We start from the raw sequence: 18,974 nt of genomic DNA, 5'->3' as shown, positions 1-18,974 counted from the left end.
TATTACTTTTGAAATAACAAAGTAAAATTTTTAGATGCATTGGTATGAAGAGGACGTTCAGGCAGCGATAGCAGAAAGGCAAGGCTGCAGGTACGATCCGAAAACAATATTTTACGGAAGTTCCTCTATAAGGCTGTGGAATAAATTGTATGAAGACTTTGACGGGTTTAAACCTATAAACCTCGGTTTTGGAGGTTCTACGCTTGCCGCCTGTGTATGGTTCTTCGATCGTATTGTTTCACCCTTGAAAAATCCTGATAAATTCATCCTGTACGCGGGCGATAATGATTTAGGCGATGGCCGACACCCCGAAGAGGTCTTGATCTTCTTCCGCGAGTTTATGATTAAACTACGTCAGCGCTATCCGGGCGTTATTTTCTATTATATTTCTATCAAGCCGAGTATAAGTCGCCTCCAAATAATCCAACAGATCGTTCATGCAAATAAATTGATAGAGGAAGAACTTAATTCAAGAAGTGGCAATGAGTATTTTATAGACATCTATTCTAAAATGATTGGAAAAGATGGCAAACCGATTGCTACTTATTTTGAGAATGATGGGCTTCATCTTAATAGAGACGGCTACATTTTATGGAGGGAGACCATACTAAATGAATGCTTGCTTACTTAGAAAAACTGTATTAGGGTAGCAAAATCTCCATTTTATAAATGAAACGGGAATATCACCATTGGCTTAGCCCACATCTTAAGAAAGATATGGAGTTGCTTGTATTCGGTCATGCAGGCACACCCGTCTTATTCTTCCCTACCCGCACGGCTCGTTTTTACGATTATGAAAATTGGAAGGTAATAGACGCAATTGCAGACAAAATAAATAACGGGTGGCTACAAGTCTATTGCGTTGACAGTATAGACCTCGAAAGTTTCTACTGTTCATGCAGCCATCCCAGTCAACGTATCATCAGGCATGCTCAATATGAAAAATACATACTCCATGAAGTGATGCCCCTGATAAGATTTAAAAACAGCAACAACTACATCGTATCCGCCGGCTGTAGCCTGGGCGCATATCATGCAATAAATATAGCTTTCAGACATCCCCGGTTCTTCAGCAAAACAGTTGGAATGAGCGGTCGGTACGATTTAACATTACACGCCAAAAACTTCAATGACTTGTTTGATGGATACAAGGATGAAAATATTTATTTCAATATGCCATCGCAATTTATCCCAAATCTTACCGATGAGGATATTATAGGCAATTTAAAGAAATTACAAATCGTACTTGCTATAGGCAAAGAGGACCCTTTTTTACCCAACAACCAGTTCCTGCACAATGCGCTTTTAAGGAAAGGAATACCCAACACTTTGCATGTATGGGAAGGGGAAGCACATCGCCCAAGGTTTTGGCAGCAAATGGTACAGTACTTTCTTTAGTTTTATTTTGTTACAAGCCTCTATCCATTTTTCAACATCGTTGTGTCACTCTCTTGTACATCTTGTGCTTCCTTCAACCTATTAGCCTTTTCAAAAAACTGCCTAACTTTTCTTAGATCAATTAAAATTCGTTTTTACGAAATATCTATACTAAAATTAACTGCGTGAATAAATATATTTACGCTCTAAATTTAAAACCATGCGCAACGATCAGATAGACTATAAAATTATGGGAGAGGAAATGCAATATGTTGAGATAGAGCTCGACCCAAATGAAACAGCTATTGCAGAAAGTGGCAGTTTTATGATGATGGATGATGGAATACAAATGCAAACAATCTTTGGCGATGGCAGTCAGAATCAGAACAATGGCGGATTGTTGGGCAAATTATTAGGGGCCGGCAAAAGGCTCTTAATTGGAGAAAGCCTTTTTATGACTGCATTTACAAATACGGCCCGCGGCAAAAAAAGAGTAAGTTTTGCTTCACCTTATCCCGGCAAAATCATTCCGCTTGATCTGTTAAAATTGGGTGGAAAAGTAATTGCTCAAAAAGATGCATTTCTCTGTGCGGCGAAAGGTGTAAGTATTGGTATAGATTTCCAAAAAAGACTTGGTACAGGCATCTTTGGCGGCGAAGGTTTCATTATGGAAAAACTTGAAGGGGATGGAATGGCGTTTATGCACGCCGGAGGACACGTTTTTGAACGGGTTTTAGAACCAAATGAATTAATAAAAGTCGATACAGGTTGCCTGGTAGCATTAACTCAAACCGTTGATTACGACATTCAATTTATTGGAGGCATTAAAAATTCAATTTTTGGAGGGGAAGGTTTATTCTTTGCAACACTAAGAGGACCAGGTAAAGTATGGCTTCAAACCCTACCTGTTAGCAGGCTTGCAAGCCGCATTTTATCTTATGGCCGAAACAGAAAAGAAGAAGGGAGTGTTTTAGGTGGCATTGGCAATATGTTAGATGGCGATGGATATTAATAGTTGCTGGAAGAACACAACACAAGAAACGCAACTAACGGCATAATAAAGCGGAATATTTTAAAAATGATAAAGGCAGATGAACAGTTCATCTGCCTTTATCATTTTCGCTACATTTTTGTTCTAAAAAGCCGTTATTATACCCCGCTTAAATATCGCAAATCTTAACGCTTTGTCTCAATGAGTCAAGAACATCAGGTCTTTTTGGAACAAACTCTTGTCCGATATGCCCTTTGTAGCCAGTATCCAGAATTGCCTTAACTATGGCCGGATAATTTAATTCTTGTGTCTCATCAATTTCTGCACGCCCTGGCACACCGCCGGTATGATAGTGAGAAATGTATGGATGGTATTGTTTGATTGTTGCAATTACGTCTCCTTCCATTATTTGCATGTGGTAGATATCGTATAACAGTTTAAACCTTTCTGATCCGATCATTTTTGCAAGTTCTGCTCCCCATTTAGTATGATCGCACTGGTAATCTTTATGGTTTACTTTGCTGTTTAATAATTCCATTGTTACAGTTACCTTATACTTTTCCGCAGTCTTCATTAAACGCTTCAAACCTTTGGCGCAATTTTCTAACCCTTGCTCGTCACTTAATCCCTTTCTGTTACCCGAAAATGTAATAATCTTGTCTAATCCCGCTGCCGCCACTTTTGGAATTACATCTTCGAAACTGGCTAATAACTCATCATGCAATGCCGGATTGTTCCACCCATTCTCAATCCCCTTTCCCGCTCCCCAGGGCATAGCACAGGTAAGTCCGTACTTTTTTATTGTTGCCCACTCATCAGGACCTTGTAATTCAATGGATGACATTCCCATATCCTTAGCTGCCTTGCACAAGTCATCTAAACTAATTTTAGGATAGCACCATTTACACACCGAATGATTTACGTTGCCTTTTAATTTTAGATCGCCCCATTCTTCCTTAATCAGTTCCGCTTTTGCAGCAGAGGGAAGCACCATTGCAGCAGAAAAAAATGCAGCACTACCTGTTAGATTTTTTAAAGCGGTACGTCGCGAGAGTTGCTTTTTCATATAGTTGTTTAAGCTTAATCGTTAAAGTAGTAGTAATTAATAACATAAATGTAAGGGTTACATTTAAAAATCAGGGCAAATAGTTTGTCCCGCATCCTCTAAGTTACCTTATGCTATTAAAGCCCTAAACAACCTATTTCCTACAAACCTTTTATTTGAAACTTAAATTACTATTGTGATAGTAAATACCTTTATAATAGATATTAACAGCTAAAAGTATTTGCCCATCTCGCTATCTTCAAGTATAATTGTTATATCCACGATTAATTAAAGCCATTGAAATAATGAAACAACGTCTTGCCCGTTTTCAACTAAATACAAATTTTTTATTGAAGGCCTTTTTGTTCGTTAGTGTTCTTAGTGCAGCCGGTTGTACAAACTCCCGAAATTCTTCGAAGACAGCCACTACAACCGAAACAAAGTCTGAAACTGTAACAGTTACTAACGCCGAAACAAAGCCGGTAGTCCAAGAAACAAAAGTGCGCGAGCTAACGGAGCAGGAAAAGCGCGAGGCGGAAAATGCATTACAAGGACTGGTAGCGTTTAACGGCCTTGAAGTGCACACCATGGCTACCGAGCCAATGCTGAAAAATCCTACAAATATAGATGTAGATGATCGTGGAAGGGTTTGGGTAACAGAGGCCTATAATTATCGTCCTGACATCAACGGCAATCCAACAAATCCTAAGGGTGACCGGATAATGATATTGGAGGATAATAATGGCGATGGTAAGGCCGACACCGCAAAAGTATTTTACCAGGGCCCAGAGATAAATGCACCATTAGGAGTATGTGTTTTAGGAAACAGGGTTATAGTATCTCAAAGTCCCTACATCTGGGCATTTTATGATGATAATGGGGATGATAAAGCTGACAGAAAAGAAGTGCTTTTCCAGGGTATTGGTGGAGAACAGCACGATCACGGAGCCCATACCTTTACTTTTGGGCCGGATGGCAAGTTGTACTTTAACCTCGGTAACGAGGGAAGAACTTTGAAAGATAAAGACGGTAAAACGGTTCTCGACCAGGATGGCGTTGAAATAAGCGCTAAAAACTATAAAGAAGGTATGGTGCTCAGATGCGACCCTGATGGTTCTCACGTTGAAGTACTGGCTCAGAATTTCAGAAACCCTTATGAAGTTGCAGTAGATAGTTATGGCACTTTGTGGCAGAGCGATAATGATGATGATGGCAATCGCGGAGTTCGTATAAACTATGTAATGGAGTATGGCAACTATGGTTATAAAGATGAGATGACCGGTGCGGGATGGCAGGAAAACCGTACTAACATAGAAGACTCTACACCTCTTCGTCACTGGCACCTGAATGACCCCGGTGTGGTGCCTAACCTTTTGCAAACTTTTGCCGGCTCTCCAACAGGTATGGTGCTTTATGAAGGCTCTTTATTACCAGAGCAGTTTCAGAACCAGATGATCCATACTGATGCGGGACCTAATGTAGTACGCTCCTACCCGGTTAAGAAGAAGGGTGCTGGTTATACAGCAGACATGGTAAATATTTTGAAAGGCGATAAAGATCGTTGGTTTCGTCCTGCAGACATTTCAGTCGCTCCCGATGGTTCTCTTATTGTAGCTGACTGGTACGATCCGGGAGTTGGGGGTCACCAGGCTGGCGACCAATCAAAAGGAAGAATATATAGAATCGCTCCTCCAAGTTCAAGTTATATAATTCGTAAAGAAGATTATTCTACTCCTGCCGGAGCTGTTCTGGCCCTACAAAATCCAAACTTATCTACCCGCTTTAAAGCGTGGACAGCATTGCAAACAATGGGACAAAAGGCTGTACCCGAACTTGAGAAACTTTGGAGCACCGCCACTAATCCAAAAATGAAGGCGCGCGGTTTTTGGGCGCTGGTAAAAAGACCGGGTGCAAATGCACAGCAATATATTCAGCAAGCACTTCAATCAAATATACCAGAATTACGAATTGTTGCTCTAAGAGCTGCCAGAGAATTAAACGCTGATGTAACAGGAGTTGTACGCCAATTGGTGAATGACCCTGATATTCATGTAAGACGCGAATGCCTGATTGCACTGCATCACAACAAATCACCAGAAGCACCCGAGCTATGGGCCAATTTGGCAAGTCAACATGACGGCGATCGCTGGTATCTGGAAGCTGCGGGAGTTGGAGCAGACAAACAGTGGGATCGATTTTTTGCAGCTTATGTAGCGAAAGTGAAAGATCCCATTCAAAATGCAAATACCCAGGATATTGTTTGGCGGGCACGAACAGATGTAGCTGTTCCTTATATTGCTAAGTTGGCCGCGCAGCAGGATGTAGCGGTGAATAACAGGCTGCGGTATTTCAGAGCATTTGATTTTAACAAAGGACCATTAAAATCAAAGCTGCTGCTTGCAATGATAAAAAACAACAGCGCTAATGACCTTACCCTTAACAAGCTTGTCTTGCGTCACCTTGATGTAAACACAGTTAAGAATTCAGTACCTGCAAAAAAAGCGCTAAACGAGCTTTTGAAAACTTTATCAGGAACCCCGGAGTATATCGAGTTAGTAAGAAGGTATGAATTGACCGACCAAAACAGAGCCTTGGTTGATTTAGCAATTTCGAAATACCGGCAGCCAATGGGTAGAGATGCAGCCGGATTATTATTAAAAGCTGGTGGAAGTTCGATGGCGTGGCAGGTACTGGTTGGAAAGGATAGTGCCAGAGCGAACGCTTTATTAACATCGCTAAGCAGAGTGGGTAGCAAGGAGTCTTTGGATATGTTACAGTCTATTGTAGTGTCGACTAAGTATCCAATGGAATTACGTGAACAGGCAGCAAGAAGAATCGGCAGAAGCGGAGGAGGCGAAGACCTTGTACTTACGTTATTAAAAAATAAAAAAATACCCGAACCACTAATACCCGGCGCAGTTTCAAGCGTGCAGGGAGCATGGCGAAAAGCTGTAAGAAATGAAGCCTCATCCTATTTGTCAGATGCAGTAGCTAAGACAGAAAAGAAAGTGCCTGTAATAGAGGATCTGGGTTCGTTGAAAGCAAATATTGCGGGAGGTAAAGGAGTGTTTACTAATAGTTGTGCTGTTTGCCACCAGGTGAGTAATGAAGGATTTGACTTTGGACCAAAGTTGACTGAAATTGGTGCAAAGTACCCAAGAGAAGGCTTGCTTGAAGCGATTGTGCATCCTTCAAAAGGTATTAGTTTTGGTTACGAAGGTTGGGAAATTAAACTAAAAGACGGATCAACACTTACAGGAATAATCTCAAGTAAAACCGAAACAGACATCGACTTAAAGTTACCAGGTGGTGCCAAGCAGCACATTAAAACCAGGGATGTAAAATCGATGAAGGAGTTGAAAGAATCAATGATGCCCGAAGGTTTACATGAAAGCATGTCGAAACAAGAATTGGTAAACCTCTTAGGCTACCTTGAGAATTTGAAAAAGAAAATATAACATCGGAAGGAGCGCTTTATTATAATTAGCCTAATTGTCGATTATTTATCTAAAGTACAAGAGTGCGACGCAACGATGTTTATTATAGATCGTTTGCCGGCTACCATAAATAATCGCCGCGAAAACAGATGAGACCTAAAGGTTATCGAACAAATTTTATTGTTTTAAAGAATTCTCCTTTTCCTATATCGCTAAGTCTTTTAAATAAAACGTTTTTTTATTGCTCAATTTTAGAAAGTATAAAATACATGTTACCCCAAAAAAATTTACTTTTTGCGCTAGCCGCAACGCTGTGTTCGTTTAGCATTTTTTATGCGTGCAAAACTTCTAAAACAAACAATAGCGCCTCCACCGCTACTGCGCGCAAGGCAAGAATTTTAGTCTTTACAAGAACCAAAGGTTATTTTCACGAGTCTATTCCTACAGGGGCAGCAGCTATTGTGCAGTTAGGAAAAGGAAACAACTTTATAGCCGACACAACTGCTGATCCTGGTTATTTTATAGAGGATAGTCTTAAACACTATAGCGCAGTTGTTTTCTTAAGTACCACAGGCAATGTCTTAAATGCAGATCAGCAGGTGGCATTTGAAAGGTATATACAAGCAGGGGGAGGATTTTTAGGCGTTCATGCTGCGGCGGATACCGAGTATGAATGGCCGTGGTACAACAAATTGGTTGGCGCTTATTTTTTAAGCCATCCCAGGCAACAAAAAGCAACTATTACCATCCTCGATAAAACGCACTCATCTACCTCTATGCTACCCGAAAAATGGGAGCGGTTTGATGAATGGTATAATTACAAAAATGTTCAGCCAGATTTAAAAGTATTAGCCAACTTAGAAGAAACAACATATGAGGGAGGAGTAATGGGCGATGTTCATCCTTTCGTTTGGTATCACGACTTTGATGGAGGCAGGGCTTTTTATACAGGGGCCGGCCATACAAAGGAAAGTTATAGTGATTCCCTGTATCTAAGTCATCTTGCCGGTGGATTGAAATATGCAATTGGAACTGACAAGCCGCTGGACTATTCGAAATCATATGCAGTAAAAGCACCGGAAGAGAACCGCTTTACAAAAACTGTTCTATCTAATGATTTGAATGAACCAATGGAATTGGCAGTAGCTCCTGATGGCCGTGTATTTTTTACTGAGAGGAGTGGAAAATTTTACATGTACGATCCTGTTGCCAAAAAAACAAAACTCGTTCGCGACTTTCCCGTTAAAGCAGTTGAGAAATATCTTAACGGATTGATTGGTGTTACACTCGATCCTGATTTTAAACAAAACAATTTTATCTATTTTTTCAATACTGCTAATACTGGGGAACAATACCACCAGAACGTTTCGCGCTTCGTCATTTCGCAAGACGGAACCCTTGATACCGCTACTGAAAAGGTAATTATTAAAATACCTATTGACCTTGAAGTAAGCGCGCATACCGGCGGATCTTTAGCCTGGGATAAAGACAAGAATTTATTTATTTCTACAGGCGACAACACCGTTCCTTTTCAATCGGATGGCTATGCACCGATTGATGAAAGAAAAGACAGGCATACTTTCGATGCTCAGCGTTCTTCCGGCAATCCAAACGATTTACGAGGAAAAATTCTACGTATTCATCCTCAGCCAGATGGTTCTTATACTATTCCTGATGGTAACTTATTTTCAAAAGGTACGGCCGGTACGCGTCCTGAAATTTATGTGATGGGTTGTAGAAATCCGTACAGAATATCAGTAGACCAGGAGACCTCCTATTTGTACTGGGGTGAGATTGGACCTGATGCGGGACAGGACAGCCGACATGGTCCGCGCGGTTATGACGAATTTAACCAGGCACGAAAACCCGGTAATTTCGGTTGGCCGTATTTTGTAGGTAATACCATTGCTTACCATGATTCTGACTTTGCCACCAAAGCTATTGGTCCTTTATTCGACAAAAATGGTCCAACCAATTATTCACCTAATAATACCGGGGCTCAAATACTGCCTCCTCCCACAGATCCCTTAATCTGGTACCCATATGCATTGTCTACAGAATTTCCTGCACTGGGTGTAGGCGGGCGATGTGCTATGGGCGGACCTATTTATAATTTCAATGCGAATTTAAATTCCCCCACAAAACTTCCTGCGTATTATGATAAGGCATTCTTCATATACGACTGGATGCGCAACTGGGTGTTTGCAGTTCGTATGGATGAAAATTACAACTATAAGAGAATGGAAGCTTTTATGCCTGGTAACGGTGATTTCCGCCGGCCGGCAGACATGGAAATTGGACCAGATGGTTCTATTTACATGCTGGAGTATGGTTCTGTTTATGGCATAGATAACGTAGATGCGCGCCTGGTACGAATAGATTATAACGGGGGAAACCGCTCGCCGGTTGCAAAAGTTACCACAAAAGATACCATTGGTTTGGCTCCTTTTAAAGTTGCCTTTAGCAGCAGAAACACGGTTGACTACGATGAGGAAGACAAGCTATCTTACCAGTGGACCGTAAACGGGCAACCTATTTCTTCAGATCCAAATCCAACATATACGTTTACTAACAATGGCATTTATAAAGCAGTTCTAAAAGTAACTGATGCTGCAGGTTTAAACAGCAATGATACAATTGAAATAAAAGTTGGAAACACTTTGCCGCTGGTAGCTATCCAAACAACAGACAACAGCAGTTTCTACTTTCCTAAAAGCACCGGACTTAATTATGCGGTGGACATAAAGGACAAAGAAGATCCGGAAATTGATAAAGGCAACGTGAGGGTTTCATTGAAATATCTACCAAAAGTTGCCAATACACAGGCCACAGTTGGACACCAGGAAATAAATGAGAATTACAACTATGGTAAAAATTTAATCAATAACAGCGATTGTAAAGCCTGCCACCAGGTAAATGCAAAATCTGTTGGACCTTCTTTTATGGCCATTTCTAAAAAATATATCAACGATAAAAATGCAATTGGTTATTTAGCCAATAAGGTGATCACAGGTGGTGGTGGCGTTTGGGGCGAACATGCAATGAGTGCCCATCCCCAGTTTTCGAAGGAAGACGCTACCGAAATTGTGAAATACGTTGTTTCGCTCAGTAATATAAGAGAAGAAAAACCGCTGGCACAAACAGGCGAAGTAATTTTAAACGAGCACATTGGCAGCACAGACGAAGGTCGGTACATTTTAACTGCTTCTTATACTGATAAAGGTGGCGCTATCTCCCCCCTTACTAATAAGGATGTGTTGGTTCTACGCCCGGCAAAAGTGCAGGTAGAGAACGCAGATGTAACTTACAATCTCAGAAACACTGAAAGAAATTTAGGTGGCATTAACAACGGTTCTTACTTCGTATTAAAAAACATAGATTTAAAGGATATTACCAGTATTACTTACCGGTTAGCTTCTCTGGATAAAGACGGATCTATCGAAGTGCACGCCAATACTTTAAAGGGAGAAATAGTTAGTAAACTAACCTATCAACCAACAGGGGCATGGAATAAATTTGCAGAGTTAAGCGCGCCTGTAACTAACCCGTTGGCAGGCAAACGTGATCTGTACTTTGTATTTGTAAAACCTGCCACACCTAATAAAAACATAGCTACCGTAGACTGGGTAAATTTTGAGGGAGGAAGAGAAGCGATTGCAAAGCCGCCAATGGCATTGGAGGGCAACACTAAGTTTACTCCACCAATGCGCAAAAAAGTAGTGCCCAAGGCAGCGTCACCAAGAACTCCGGTAAGAAAGCTACCGGGCGAGAATATCAAAAAATCTTCAGCCGGCTTACAAAATAAAATTTAACCAAAGGCATTTGATTCTTTCAGGTTCAGATAGTGAGTGTGATATTAAAGGTGTTGTAAGTGGGGTAAGAATTGGTTGTACTTATATGCAGTGCTACTACAGTACATTGTTGCGTCGCACCCTTGTACTGTAGTAGTCGCTTCGAAAAGATTCATTAGGCCATAAATTTCAAAAAGCAGCAGGCACGTATTAAGAGGTTGCCCCTCATCATTTACCTGCTGCTTTTTATTGAAAATAAAAAGTTCCACCAGGGCTTTCAACCGGTCTTAAACTCCTCGCCCACCAATTGTTAATTTTTATCTTTCAGAAGGTTTACAAGTTGATATCAGTTTTTCAGTATCTTTTGCTTTTCAAAGCAGTGCTTATGAACCGACCTTGTTTTTATGGAGTGCCCCGAAATTTAATTTCAAAGTACATAACCTCTATTCTACCTTTTTAAATTAACAAAGTCCATTAACATACATTTGAGCTTCTTCTTATTAACTAAACCAAAACAATGAGCAACAACACTTCTAAGAACAATTACGGCCCCATGATCATTATTGGATCACTGTTTTTTGTATTTGGGTTTGTAACCTGGGTTAATTCTATATTGATCCCATATTTCAAATTGACCTGTGAGTTAACCGTAAAGGAGTCTATGCTTGTTGCCTTTGCTTTTTATATCAGCTATTTTGTAATGGCTTTCCCTTCATCTTTCATCCTGAAAAAAACGGGTTATAAAAATGGAATGATGCTTGGCTTATTTGTTATGGCAGCCGGGGCCCTGGTTTTTATTCCTGCAGCCAATTCAAGACAATATGTAATCTTCCTTGTTGGATTGTTTATAGAAGCTACAGGATTAACCCTTTTGCAAACTGCATCTAATCCATACGTCACTATTCTTGGACCTATAGAAAGTGCAGCCTCCCGCATCAGCATCATGGGTGTTTGCAATAAACTTGCAGGTGCAATTGCTCCATTATTGCTAATTGGTGCTATTGTAAAAAACCCGAACGAGATCGACGAAGTAAAGGCACAGTTGGTAAATATGTCCACCTTGCAGCAGAATGAGGTGTTGGACGGATTATCTGCCCGCCTTATTTTTCCCTACATTATTATGGCTGCTGTTTTAGTTGCCCTCGGTTTATTAATAAAATTTACCAGCCTTCCTGATATTCATGATGAAAATACAGAACCGGGGCAGCCGGTAAAAGCAGCCCAACCTGAAAAAAGCTTCTTTCAGCATCATCATATGATCTTTGGGGCTCTTGCAATATTCTGCGCCGTAAGTGTAGAAGTATTAGCCGTAGACACCATTATTAATTATGCTCAGTACACAGGTTTATCATTTCGTGAAGCCAAGTACTTTGCTACTTATACCTTGCTTATCATGATCATTAGTTACATCATTGGCATTTTTACCATTCCCAAGATAATAAGCCAAAGGAAAGCCTTAATTGCCTCTGCTGTCATTGGTGTTGTCTTCACCATTTTAGCAGTAGTTATTAAAGGGCCCACATCGGTATGGTTCATATCATTGCTTGGCTTAGGCAATGCGTTGCTATGGCCCGCCATTTGGCCGCTTTCTTTGGATGGCTTGGGTAAATCTACCAGTAAAGGTTCTGCATTACTAATTATGGGAGTTGTAGGTGGAGCGTTAGGACCTGTGCTGTATGGTGCCGTAAGCGATTCAAGTAATCCGCAAACTGCATATTGGGTGCTTATTCCTTTTTACTTGTTTATTCTTTATTTCGCCACTGTAGGTTATAAAGCCGGAAAAAAGCAAGTGAGTCCTGCACTTCAGCCGGCTTAAGCATAAGTGAAATACCGGGCGAATTTTGTGTAAGATGAATTTCTCAATCTATGAGCTAGTCTTCAATATGTAAGTTGTTAAGTGATGAAAACTGCTATCGCTATTGCTGCGCATCCTGATGATATTGAGCTAATGATGGCAGGGACGTTGCTAATGCTAAAAAAAACAGGATATGAAATTCATTATTTAAATCTTTCGTCTGGTAATGTTGGCAGTCTTCAATATGACTCTCAAACTACTGCAAAAATCAGGTTAGAAGAGGCGAGAAAAGCTGCTGAAATTTTAGGTGCTCATTTCCATCCTCCATTTTGCAATGACCTCGAAATTTTCTATGACCTTCCGACACTTAAAAGGCTTGCAGGAATTGTTCGCGAAGTGAAGCCTTCTGTTGTTTTAACGCATTCGACAAGTGATTATATGGAAGACCATACAAACACTTGTCGTTTGGCTGTTACGGCTACGTTTGCACGTGGCATGCCTAACTTTACAACCATTCCCCCAGAACAAACAGAAAATTATAACACTACTATTTACCATGCTTTGCCACATACGCTAAGCGACAATTTGCGTAAAAAAATAACTGCAGGTGCATTTGTAAATACAACCTCAGTGCACGCAATAAAGCTGGAAGCATTGAACGCACATAGAAGCCAGAAAAACTGGTTAGATGTAAGCCAGAAAATGAATTCTTACCTTCAGACGATGGATGATATTTCCGTTGAAGTGGGCAAGATGTCAAAAAGATTTATACGTGCAGAAGGTTGGCGACGGCATTTACATTTTGGTTTTTGTAATTATGATACCGACCCTTTAAACGATTTAGGAAAGGATTATGTAATTAACGAAGAATATGAAAATAACTTGTAAAATAAGTCATAAGAAAAGAACCCGTGTGTAGTGCAAACGGAAGATGCAATTCGATATGCAGAAGAACGTAATGCGACGCAACGGTGAAGCCATGAAAAACGAATGTTCGTACTAAAAAGCTACCTTATTTTACTTTAAGAGAATTTTACTCTAATACACATTGTCTATGCCTCGAAAAATAAGTTCGATTGCGCCGGATTGGTGGGATTATACTACTCTGGATAATGACATTATAAAAGAAGTTGCTGATTTAACCGCAGAGAAGATGCTGCAACTTTCACGACCAGGGTTTAAAGTCATCTTTTATGAGAGCTTGGAAGACTTTTACCTTGCAGAAGCACTTGAATACGTTACTGCGTGGCGACAATCAACGGATGACAATCCGGTAGGAGTATGTGGACCTATTGGTCCTACAGAGCACCTGCCCCTGGTTGCCCGAATAGTAAACGAACTGGGGCTATCTCTAAAATCAGCTCATTTTTGGGGCATGGATGAATGGTTTTTAGATGGCAAAGAAGTGTCGCCGGATCACCCACTTTCATTTGAAAGAGCAGACAGAGAAATGTGTTTTAACCGCATTCGCAAAGACCTTGTTATGCCTGACAAAAACTTACATTTTCCAAAGGCAGATACTGCTGATTTTATTAAGAGCTGGGATGGTATTCGTTGTGCTGTTATGCAGGGTGGACAGGGAGATATTAAGCACTGGGCTTTTAATGATCCACCAAAGCGTGAAGGTGAATTTAAAGACGCCCCTCCCCCACCTGAAAAATACCGTAAGCTCACCACTCGTGTCGTTGACTTACATCCCATCACTATTGCTCAAAATGCCCGCACTTCAGGCGGTGGAAATATTACCCTCGTTCCGACTCAGGCAATCACGGTTGGCCCTGTAGAGACATGGAAAGCGGACAAGGTTTCCATCTGGCATGCCGGAACTCATGATAACGCTTTTGGCCAGAGGCTAACAACTTATATGATTTCCAAAAAGATTGCTGATACCTCTGTTCCTATGTCGCTTTTAGCAGATCATCCTAATGTGCAGTTTAATTTTTACCGTGGAGGTTTAGGAAGTTGTTCTGTAGAAATGCACTAATGCCTGTTATACTTTTTACCTGTTTCGTGCTTTTTTAAATTTACTGCAATATGAGAAAGGTTATTTTTTTAGCCCTTATATCTTAGCCTATTACCCTTCGAACTTTACGTTCAAAAAAAAGAAGGCTGAATAAAACACGTTTTAATTGCTTCATTCAGCCTTCGACATTAAATACTGTTTTCCTGTTTTTTAGTAGTGTTATGGGCTGCTCCGCCAGATTCATCTTTTGTATGCTTTCCGGTATCGTGTTTACTAACACTCTTAGCTCCCTTTTGATGGCTCTGTTGGCTTTCCCCCTTATTCTTGGTTGTAGTACCATCGTTTCCTTTGCTTCCTGCGTGGTCTTTACTATTGCTCATGAGATTGAGTTTAAAAATTAAAAGATAAGATTTATAGGTTTTACAGGTAACCAAGGTTAAAAGATTATGCCAAAACCTCCACCGGAAGCTTAATGATAAAAAAAGCAGGAAACTTTCGCTTCCTGCTTTTTTAAGTAATTCTAATAACTAATAAAAACTACTCATCATCATCAAAGTTCATCGCCTCACGTGCTGTAGCCAACAATTCGTATTCTTCTTTGCTACCTACAATCATGTTATCAAACTCTCTTAAACCTGTACCTGCAGGAATTGGATGACCAGTAATTACGTTCTCTTTCAATCCAAGCATATCATCCGTTTTACCCATGATAGCAGCAGAACTTAATACCTTAGTCGTTTCCTGGAACGATGCAGCAGAGATCCAGCTTTGAACACCTAATGATGCTTTTGTGATACCAAGCAACAACGGAGAAGATGTTGCAGATGAAGCGTCCCTGAATTCGATCAGCTTCCTGTCGCTTCTGCGAAGGATAGAATTTTCTTCTCTCACTTCTCTTAAGCTAACGATCTGTCCGGCCTTTAACTTAGTACTTTCGCCTGCATCCACCACCACCTTCTTGTCGAAGATGTAATCGTTTTCTTCGTTGAATTCAATACGGTCAACAGTATCACCTTCAAGGAATCTTGTATCTCCCGGATCCTGTATCTCAACCTTCTTCATCATTTGTCTAACGATCACTTCAATGTGCTTATCGTTGATACGTACACCTTGTAAACGGTAAACTTCCTGAATCTCGTTCACCACATACTCCTGAACCGCAAATGGTCCACGAATAGCCAAAATATCAGCAGGAGCAGTTGAACCATCAGACAAAGGGGTACCAGCTTTTACGAAGTCACCATCTTGTGCAAGGATTTGACGGGTAAGAGGTACTAGATACTTCTTAACAACACCATCTCTTGCTTCAACAATGATCTCACGGTTACCACGTTTAATGTTACCGAAACTAACCACACCATCAATTTCAGATACCACAGCAGGGTTGCTAGGATTTCTTGCCTCGAATAACTCAGTTACTCTTGGAAGACCTCCCGTAATATCTCTCAACTTACCTAAGACCCTTGGAATTTTCACAAGTACCTGTCCTTGCTTCACTTCTTCACCTTCCTCTAGCACAATATGACTTCCTACAGGCAGATTATACATTTTTGTGTCTTTTACACCCTGTACAATCAAACCAGGTATTTTAGTCTTATCCTTTGTTTCAATTACTACTTTCTCACGGTGACCTGTTTGCTCGTCCGCTTCTTCACGGTAAGTAACGCTATCAATAATGTTTTCAAACTTAATAGAACCCGAAATCTCAGAAACAACTACGTTGTTAAATGGATCCCACGAACAAATTGGTTGCCCTTTTGTTACAGTTTGACCATCTTTTACCAACAAGCTAGCTCCATAAGGAACGTTACTGGTAATTAACAGGCGATCGTTCTTCACGTCCATAATCCTTACTTCACCTGTACGACCAATAACCACTTTCACTTTATCACCTTCGTTGTTTACAGTGTCAACCGTTCTTAAGCCGTCGAACTGAACTGTACCATCAAACTTAGCATTTAATGTACTTTCTACAGAAGCTGATCCGGCCACACCACCCACGTGGAATGTACGAAGTGTTAACTGAGTACCTGGCTCACCAATTGACTGAGCTGCAATGATACCAACAGCATCACCACGTTGAGCAGTGTAACCAGTTGCAAGGTTTTTACCATAGCAACGTACGCATACACCACGCTTAGCTTCGCAAGTCAAAACCGAACGAATTTCTACAGTTTCGATTCCGGCTTCTTCGATCGCTTTTGCAATGTCCTCATCTATTTGCTGACCAGCTTCTACAAGCAATTCGTCAGTTACAGGATTCAGCACAGTGTGCAAAGAAGTACGACCTAATATTCTATCAAACAATGGTTCAACTACATCCTCGTTATCTTTCAATGCACTTGTAGCGGTTCCACGTAAAGTACCACAATCTTCAAGGGTAATAACAACGTCTTGAGCAACGTCAACCAGACGACGGGTTAAGTAACCGGCATCCGCAGTTTTCAACGCCGTATCCGCAAGACCTTTACGAGCACCGTGCGTAGATATGAAGTAGTCCAATACATTCAATCCACCTTTAAAGTTGGAAAGAATTGGATTTTCAATGATCTCGTTTCCACTGCTACCACTCTTACGAGGTTTAGCCATCAGACCCCTGATACCAGCCAGCTGTTTTACCTGCTGCTTACTACCACGAGCTCCCGAGTCAAGCATCATGTAAACTGAGTTGAAACCTTTCTTATCACTTGCCATCTCACGAATGAGGGTTTCAGTGATGCGGGTATCCACACGGCTCCAGATGTCAATAATACCGTTATAACGCTCGTTATTGGTAATCAGACCCATGTTGTAGTTATCCCAAACTTCCTCAACTTCAGCTTTCGCATTGTCAAGTAGCTGGTTCTTAATTTCCGGAATGATTAGGTCATTGATGTTGAACGACAGCCCGCCTTTAAACGCCATACGGAAACCCAGGGTCTTGATGTCATCAAGGAACTTAGCTGTCTTAGGAACGTCAGTTATTTTGATGATATCCCCAATGATCTCACGAAGACTTTTTTTGGTAAGAAGCGCATTGATGTAACCAACCTCTTTAGGAACAAACTGGTTAAATAACACCCGACCAGTTGTTGTCTCAATTAATTTTTGGTACAATTCACCTTTACTAGTTCTTACTAAAGTTTTCACCCTAATATGAGCATGTAGGTCGAGTTGTTTTTCGTTATAAGCAATAATGACTTCCTCCATCGAGTAGAACGCTCTACCCTCACCTTGTACCTTATCATCGTCAGAACTCTTTCTGCCCTTGGTAATGTAATACAGACCCAATACCATGTCCTGGGAAGGAAGGGTGATAGGCGTACCGTTTTGCGGGTTTAAGATGTTGTGAGAAGAAAGCATTAGTAACTGCGCTTCAAGGATGGCAGCATGGCTAAGTGGTACGTGTACCGCCATCTGATCACCGTCAAAGTCAGCGTTGAATGAAGTGGTAACCAGCGGATGAAGCTGGATGGCCTTTCCTTCAATTAATTTTGGTTGGAAAGCCTGAATTGATAAACGGTGCAAGGTTGGGGCACGGTTTAGCATAATCGGATGGCCTTTCAATATATTTTCAAGAATATCCCAAATAACTGCTTCTTTCTTGTCAACTAATTTCTTAGCCGACTTTACAGTTTTTACGATACCTCTTTCAATCAGCTTACGAATAATAAATGGTTTGAAAAGCTCGGCAGCCATATCTTTTGGAAGACCGCACTCATGCATTTTCATTTCAGGTCCTACCACGATAACCGAACGACCAGAATAGTCAACACGCTTACCAAGTAAGTTCTGACGGAAACGACCTTGCTTACCTTTCAAAACATCAGAAAGAGATTTCAAAGCGCGTCCGCCTTCAGCTTTAACAGCGTTTGATTTTCTTGAGTTATCAAACAAGCTGTCAATAGCTTCCTGCAACATCCTCTTCTCGTTACGTAAGATTACCTCAGGTGCTTTAATCTCTAACAAACGCTTCAAACGGTTGTTACGAATAATCACACGACGGTAAAGGTCATTTAAGTCAGAAGACGCGAAACGACCACCATCCAAAGGAACCAACGGACGAAGTTCAGGAGGAATAACAGGAATATACTGCATCACCATCCACTCAGGGCGATTGGTAATACGTGTATTAGCATCACGGAAACTTTCCACAACACTTAAACGCTTAAGCGCATCCGCCTTACGTTGTTGTGATGTCTCATTTGCCGCGGCATTTCTTAAATCAAACGACAATTGGTCCAAATCTATTCTTTGCAACAAATCATGAACTGCTTCCGCACCCATTTTTGCTACAAATTTGTTTGGGTCTTCGTCAGGAAGATATTGGTTGTCTTTTGGTAAAGCATCTAAAATATCCAGGTATTCCTCTTCTGTAAGCAAGTCACCGAAGTTCTGACCTTTATCAGCACGGATACCAGATTGAATAACCACAAAACGCTCATAATAAACAATGGTCTCTAATTTCTTAGAGCTCATTCCCAACAAATAACCAATCTTGTTAGGCAAAGATTTAAAGTACCAGATGTGAACTACAGGAACCACCAGTTTAATGTGTCCCATTCTTTCACGACGTACTTTCTTTTCAGTAACCTC

General features: G+C 40.8%; 11 protein-coding genes. 8 read left to right on the top strand and 3 right to left on the bottom strand.

Going from position 1 to position 18,974, the window contains the following annotated elements:
- Positions 1 to 34 precede the first annotated feature (34 nt).
- From JWR87_RS19135 to JWR87_RS19125, 3 genes are all read left to right on the top strand, one after another.
- Positions 35 to 631, top strand: coding sequence for a GDSL-type esterase/lipase family protein (locus JWR87_RS19135; RefSeq protein WP_297823286.1), 597 nt, complete (start codon positions 35 to 37; stop codon positions 629 to 631).
- Positions 632 to 669: 38 nt separating this feature from the next.
- Positions 670 to 1,398: an alpha/beta hydrolase-fold protein gene (locus JWR87_RS19130; RefSeq protein ID WP_297823285.1), complete on the top strand. Its 729-nt coding sequence runs from the start codon at positions 670 to 672 to the stop codon at positions 1,396 to 1,398.
- Between the two features lie 199 nt (positions 1,399 to 1,597).
- On the top strand, positions 1,598 to 2,389 hold the full coding sequence (locus tag JWR87_RS19125) for a TIGR00266 family protein (protein ID WP_297823281.1): 792 nt from the start codon (positions 1,598 to 1,600) through the stop codon (positions 2,387 to 2,389).
- A gap of 148 nt (positions 2,390 to 2,537) precedes the next feature.
- Here JWR87_RS19125 and JWR87_RS19120 read toward each other — a convergent pair whose 3' ends face one another.
- Entirely contained in the window at positions 2,538 to 3,434 is an 897-nt protein-coding gene (locus JWR87_RS19120; protein ID WP_297823278.1) for a TIM barrel protein, read from the bottom strand.
- 284 nt (positions 3,435 to 3,718) lie between these two features.
- Here JWR87_RS19120 and JWR87_RS19115 point away from each other — a divergent pair, with 284 nt between their 5' ends.
- The 5 genes from JWR87_RS19115 (at position 3,719) to JWR87_RS19095 (ending at position 14,420) form a co-directional block, all read left to right on the top strand.
- Positions 3,719 to 6,871 (top strand): PVC-type heme-binding CxxCH protein, encoded by a 3,153-nt coding sequence (locus JWR87_RS19115; RefSeq protein WP_297823276.1) that lies wholly within the window; start codon positions 3,719 to 3,721, stop codon positions 6,869 to 6,871.
- A 248-nt stretch (positions 6,872 to 7,119) separates the two neighbouring features.
- Complete coding sequence (locus JWR87_RS19110; protein ID WP_297823274.1) at positions 7,120 to 10,662, top strand: ThuA domain-containing protein; 3,543 nt, start codon at positions 7,120 to 7,122, stop codon at positions 10,660 to 10,662.
- Between the two features lie 496 nt (positions 10,663 to 11,158).
- Complete coding sequence (locus tag JWR87_RS19105; RefSeq protein WP_297823271.1) at positions 11,159 to 12,457, top strand: sugar MFS transporter; 1,299 nt, start codon at positions 11,159 to 11,161, stop codon at positions 12,455 to 12,457.
- An 84-nt stretch (positions 12,458 to 12,541) separates the two neighbouring features.
- Positions 12,542 to 13,324, top strand: a complete 783-nt coding sequence (locus JWR87_RS19100) for a PIG-L deacetylase family protein (RefSeq protein WP_297823268.1) — start codon at positions 12,542 to 12,544, stop codon at positions 13,322 to 13,324.
- Positions 13,325 to 13,490: 166 nt separating this feature from the next.
- A complete protein-coding gene (locus JWR87_RS19095) occupies positions 13,491 to 14,420 on the top strand; it encodes a glucosamine-6-phosphate isomerase (RefSeq protein ID WP_297823266.1) in 930 nt (309 codons plus the stop codon).
- A 167-nt stretch (positions 14,421 to 14,587) separates the two neighbouring features.
- Here JWR87_RS19095 and JWR87_RS19090 read toward each other — a convergent pair whose 3' ends face one another.
- Together JWR87_RS19090 and rpoC are read right to left on the bottom strand one after the other, a co-directional pair.
- Positions 14,588 to 14,779: a hypothetical protein gene (locus tag JWR87_RS19090; RefSeq protein WP_297823264.1), complete on the bottom strand. Its 192-nt coding sequence runs from the start codon at positions 14,777 to 14,779 to the stop codon at positions 14,588 to 14,590.
- A gap of 157 nt (positions 14,780 to 14,936) precedes the next feature.
- Positions 14,937 to 18,974 (bottom strand): DNA-directed RNA polymerase subunit beta' (rpoC, locus tag JWR87_RS19085; RefSeq protein WP_297823261.1); only part of this gene is annotated, 4,038 nt, incomplete at its 5' end.

It is taken from the genome of Segetibacter sp. (assembly GCF_025963695.1).
Taxonomy (GTDB): Bacteria; Bacteroidota; Bacteroidia; order Chitinophagales; family Chitinophagaceae; genus Segetibacter.
This window is presented reverse-complemented; position numbering and strand designations above follow the sequence as displayed.

Excerpts from the sequence above, each read along its gene's own strand:
- JWR87_RS19135 (WP_297823286.1), top strand. The coding sequence starts at position 35 with ATGCATTGGTATGAAGAGGACGTTCAGGCAGCGATAGCAGAAAGGCAA.
- JWR87_RS19130 (WP_297823285.1), top strand. The coding sequence starts at position 670 with ATGAAACGGGAATATCACCATTGGCTTAGCCCACATCTTAAGAAAGAT.
- JWR87_RS19125 (WP_297823281.1), top strand. The coding sequence starts at position 1,598 with ATGCGCAACGATCAGATAGACTATAAAATTATGGGAGAGGAAATGCAA.
- JWR87_RS19120 (WP_297823278.1), bottom strand. The coding sequence starts at position 3,434 with ATGAAAAAGCAACTCTCGCGACGTACCGCTTTAAAAAATCTAACAGGT.
- JWR87_RS19115 (WP_297823276.1), top strand. The coding sequence starts at position 3,719 with ATGAAACAACGTCTTGCCCGTTTTCAACTAAATACAAATTTTTTATTG.
- JWR87_RS19110 (WP_297823274.1), top strand. The coding sequence starts at position 7,120 with ATGTTACCCCAAAAAAATTTACTTTTTGCGCTAGCCGCAACGCTGTGT.
- JWR87_RS19105 (WP_297823271.1), top strand. The coding sequence starts at position 11,159 with ATGAGCAACAACACTTCTAAGAACAATTACGGCCCCATGATCATTATT.
- JWR87_RS19100 (WP_297823268.1), top strand. The coding sequence starts at position 12,542 with ATGAAAACTGCTATCGCTATTGCTGCGCATCCTGATGATATTGAGCTA.
- JWR87_RS19095 (WP_297823266.1), top strand. The coding sequence starts at position 13,491 with ATGCCTCGAAAAATAAGTTCGATTGCGCCGGATTGGTGGGATTATACT.
- JWR87_RS19090 (WP_297823264.1), bottom strand. The coding sequence starts at position 14,779 with ATGAGCAATAGTAAAGACCACGCAGGAAGCAAAGGAAACGATGGTACT.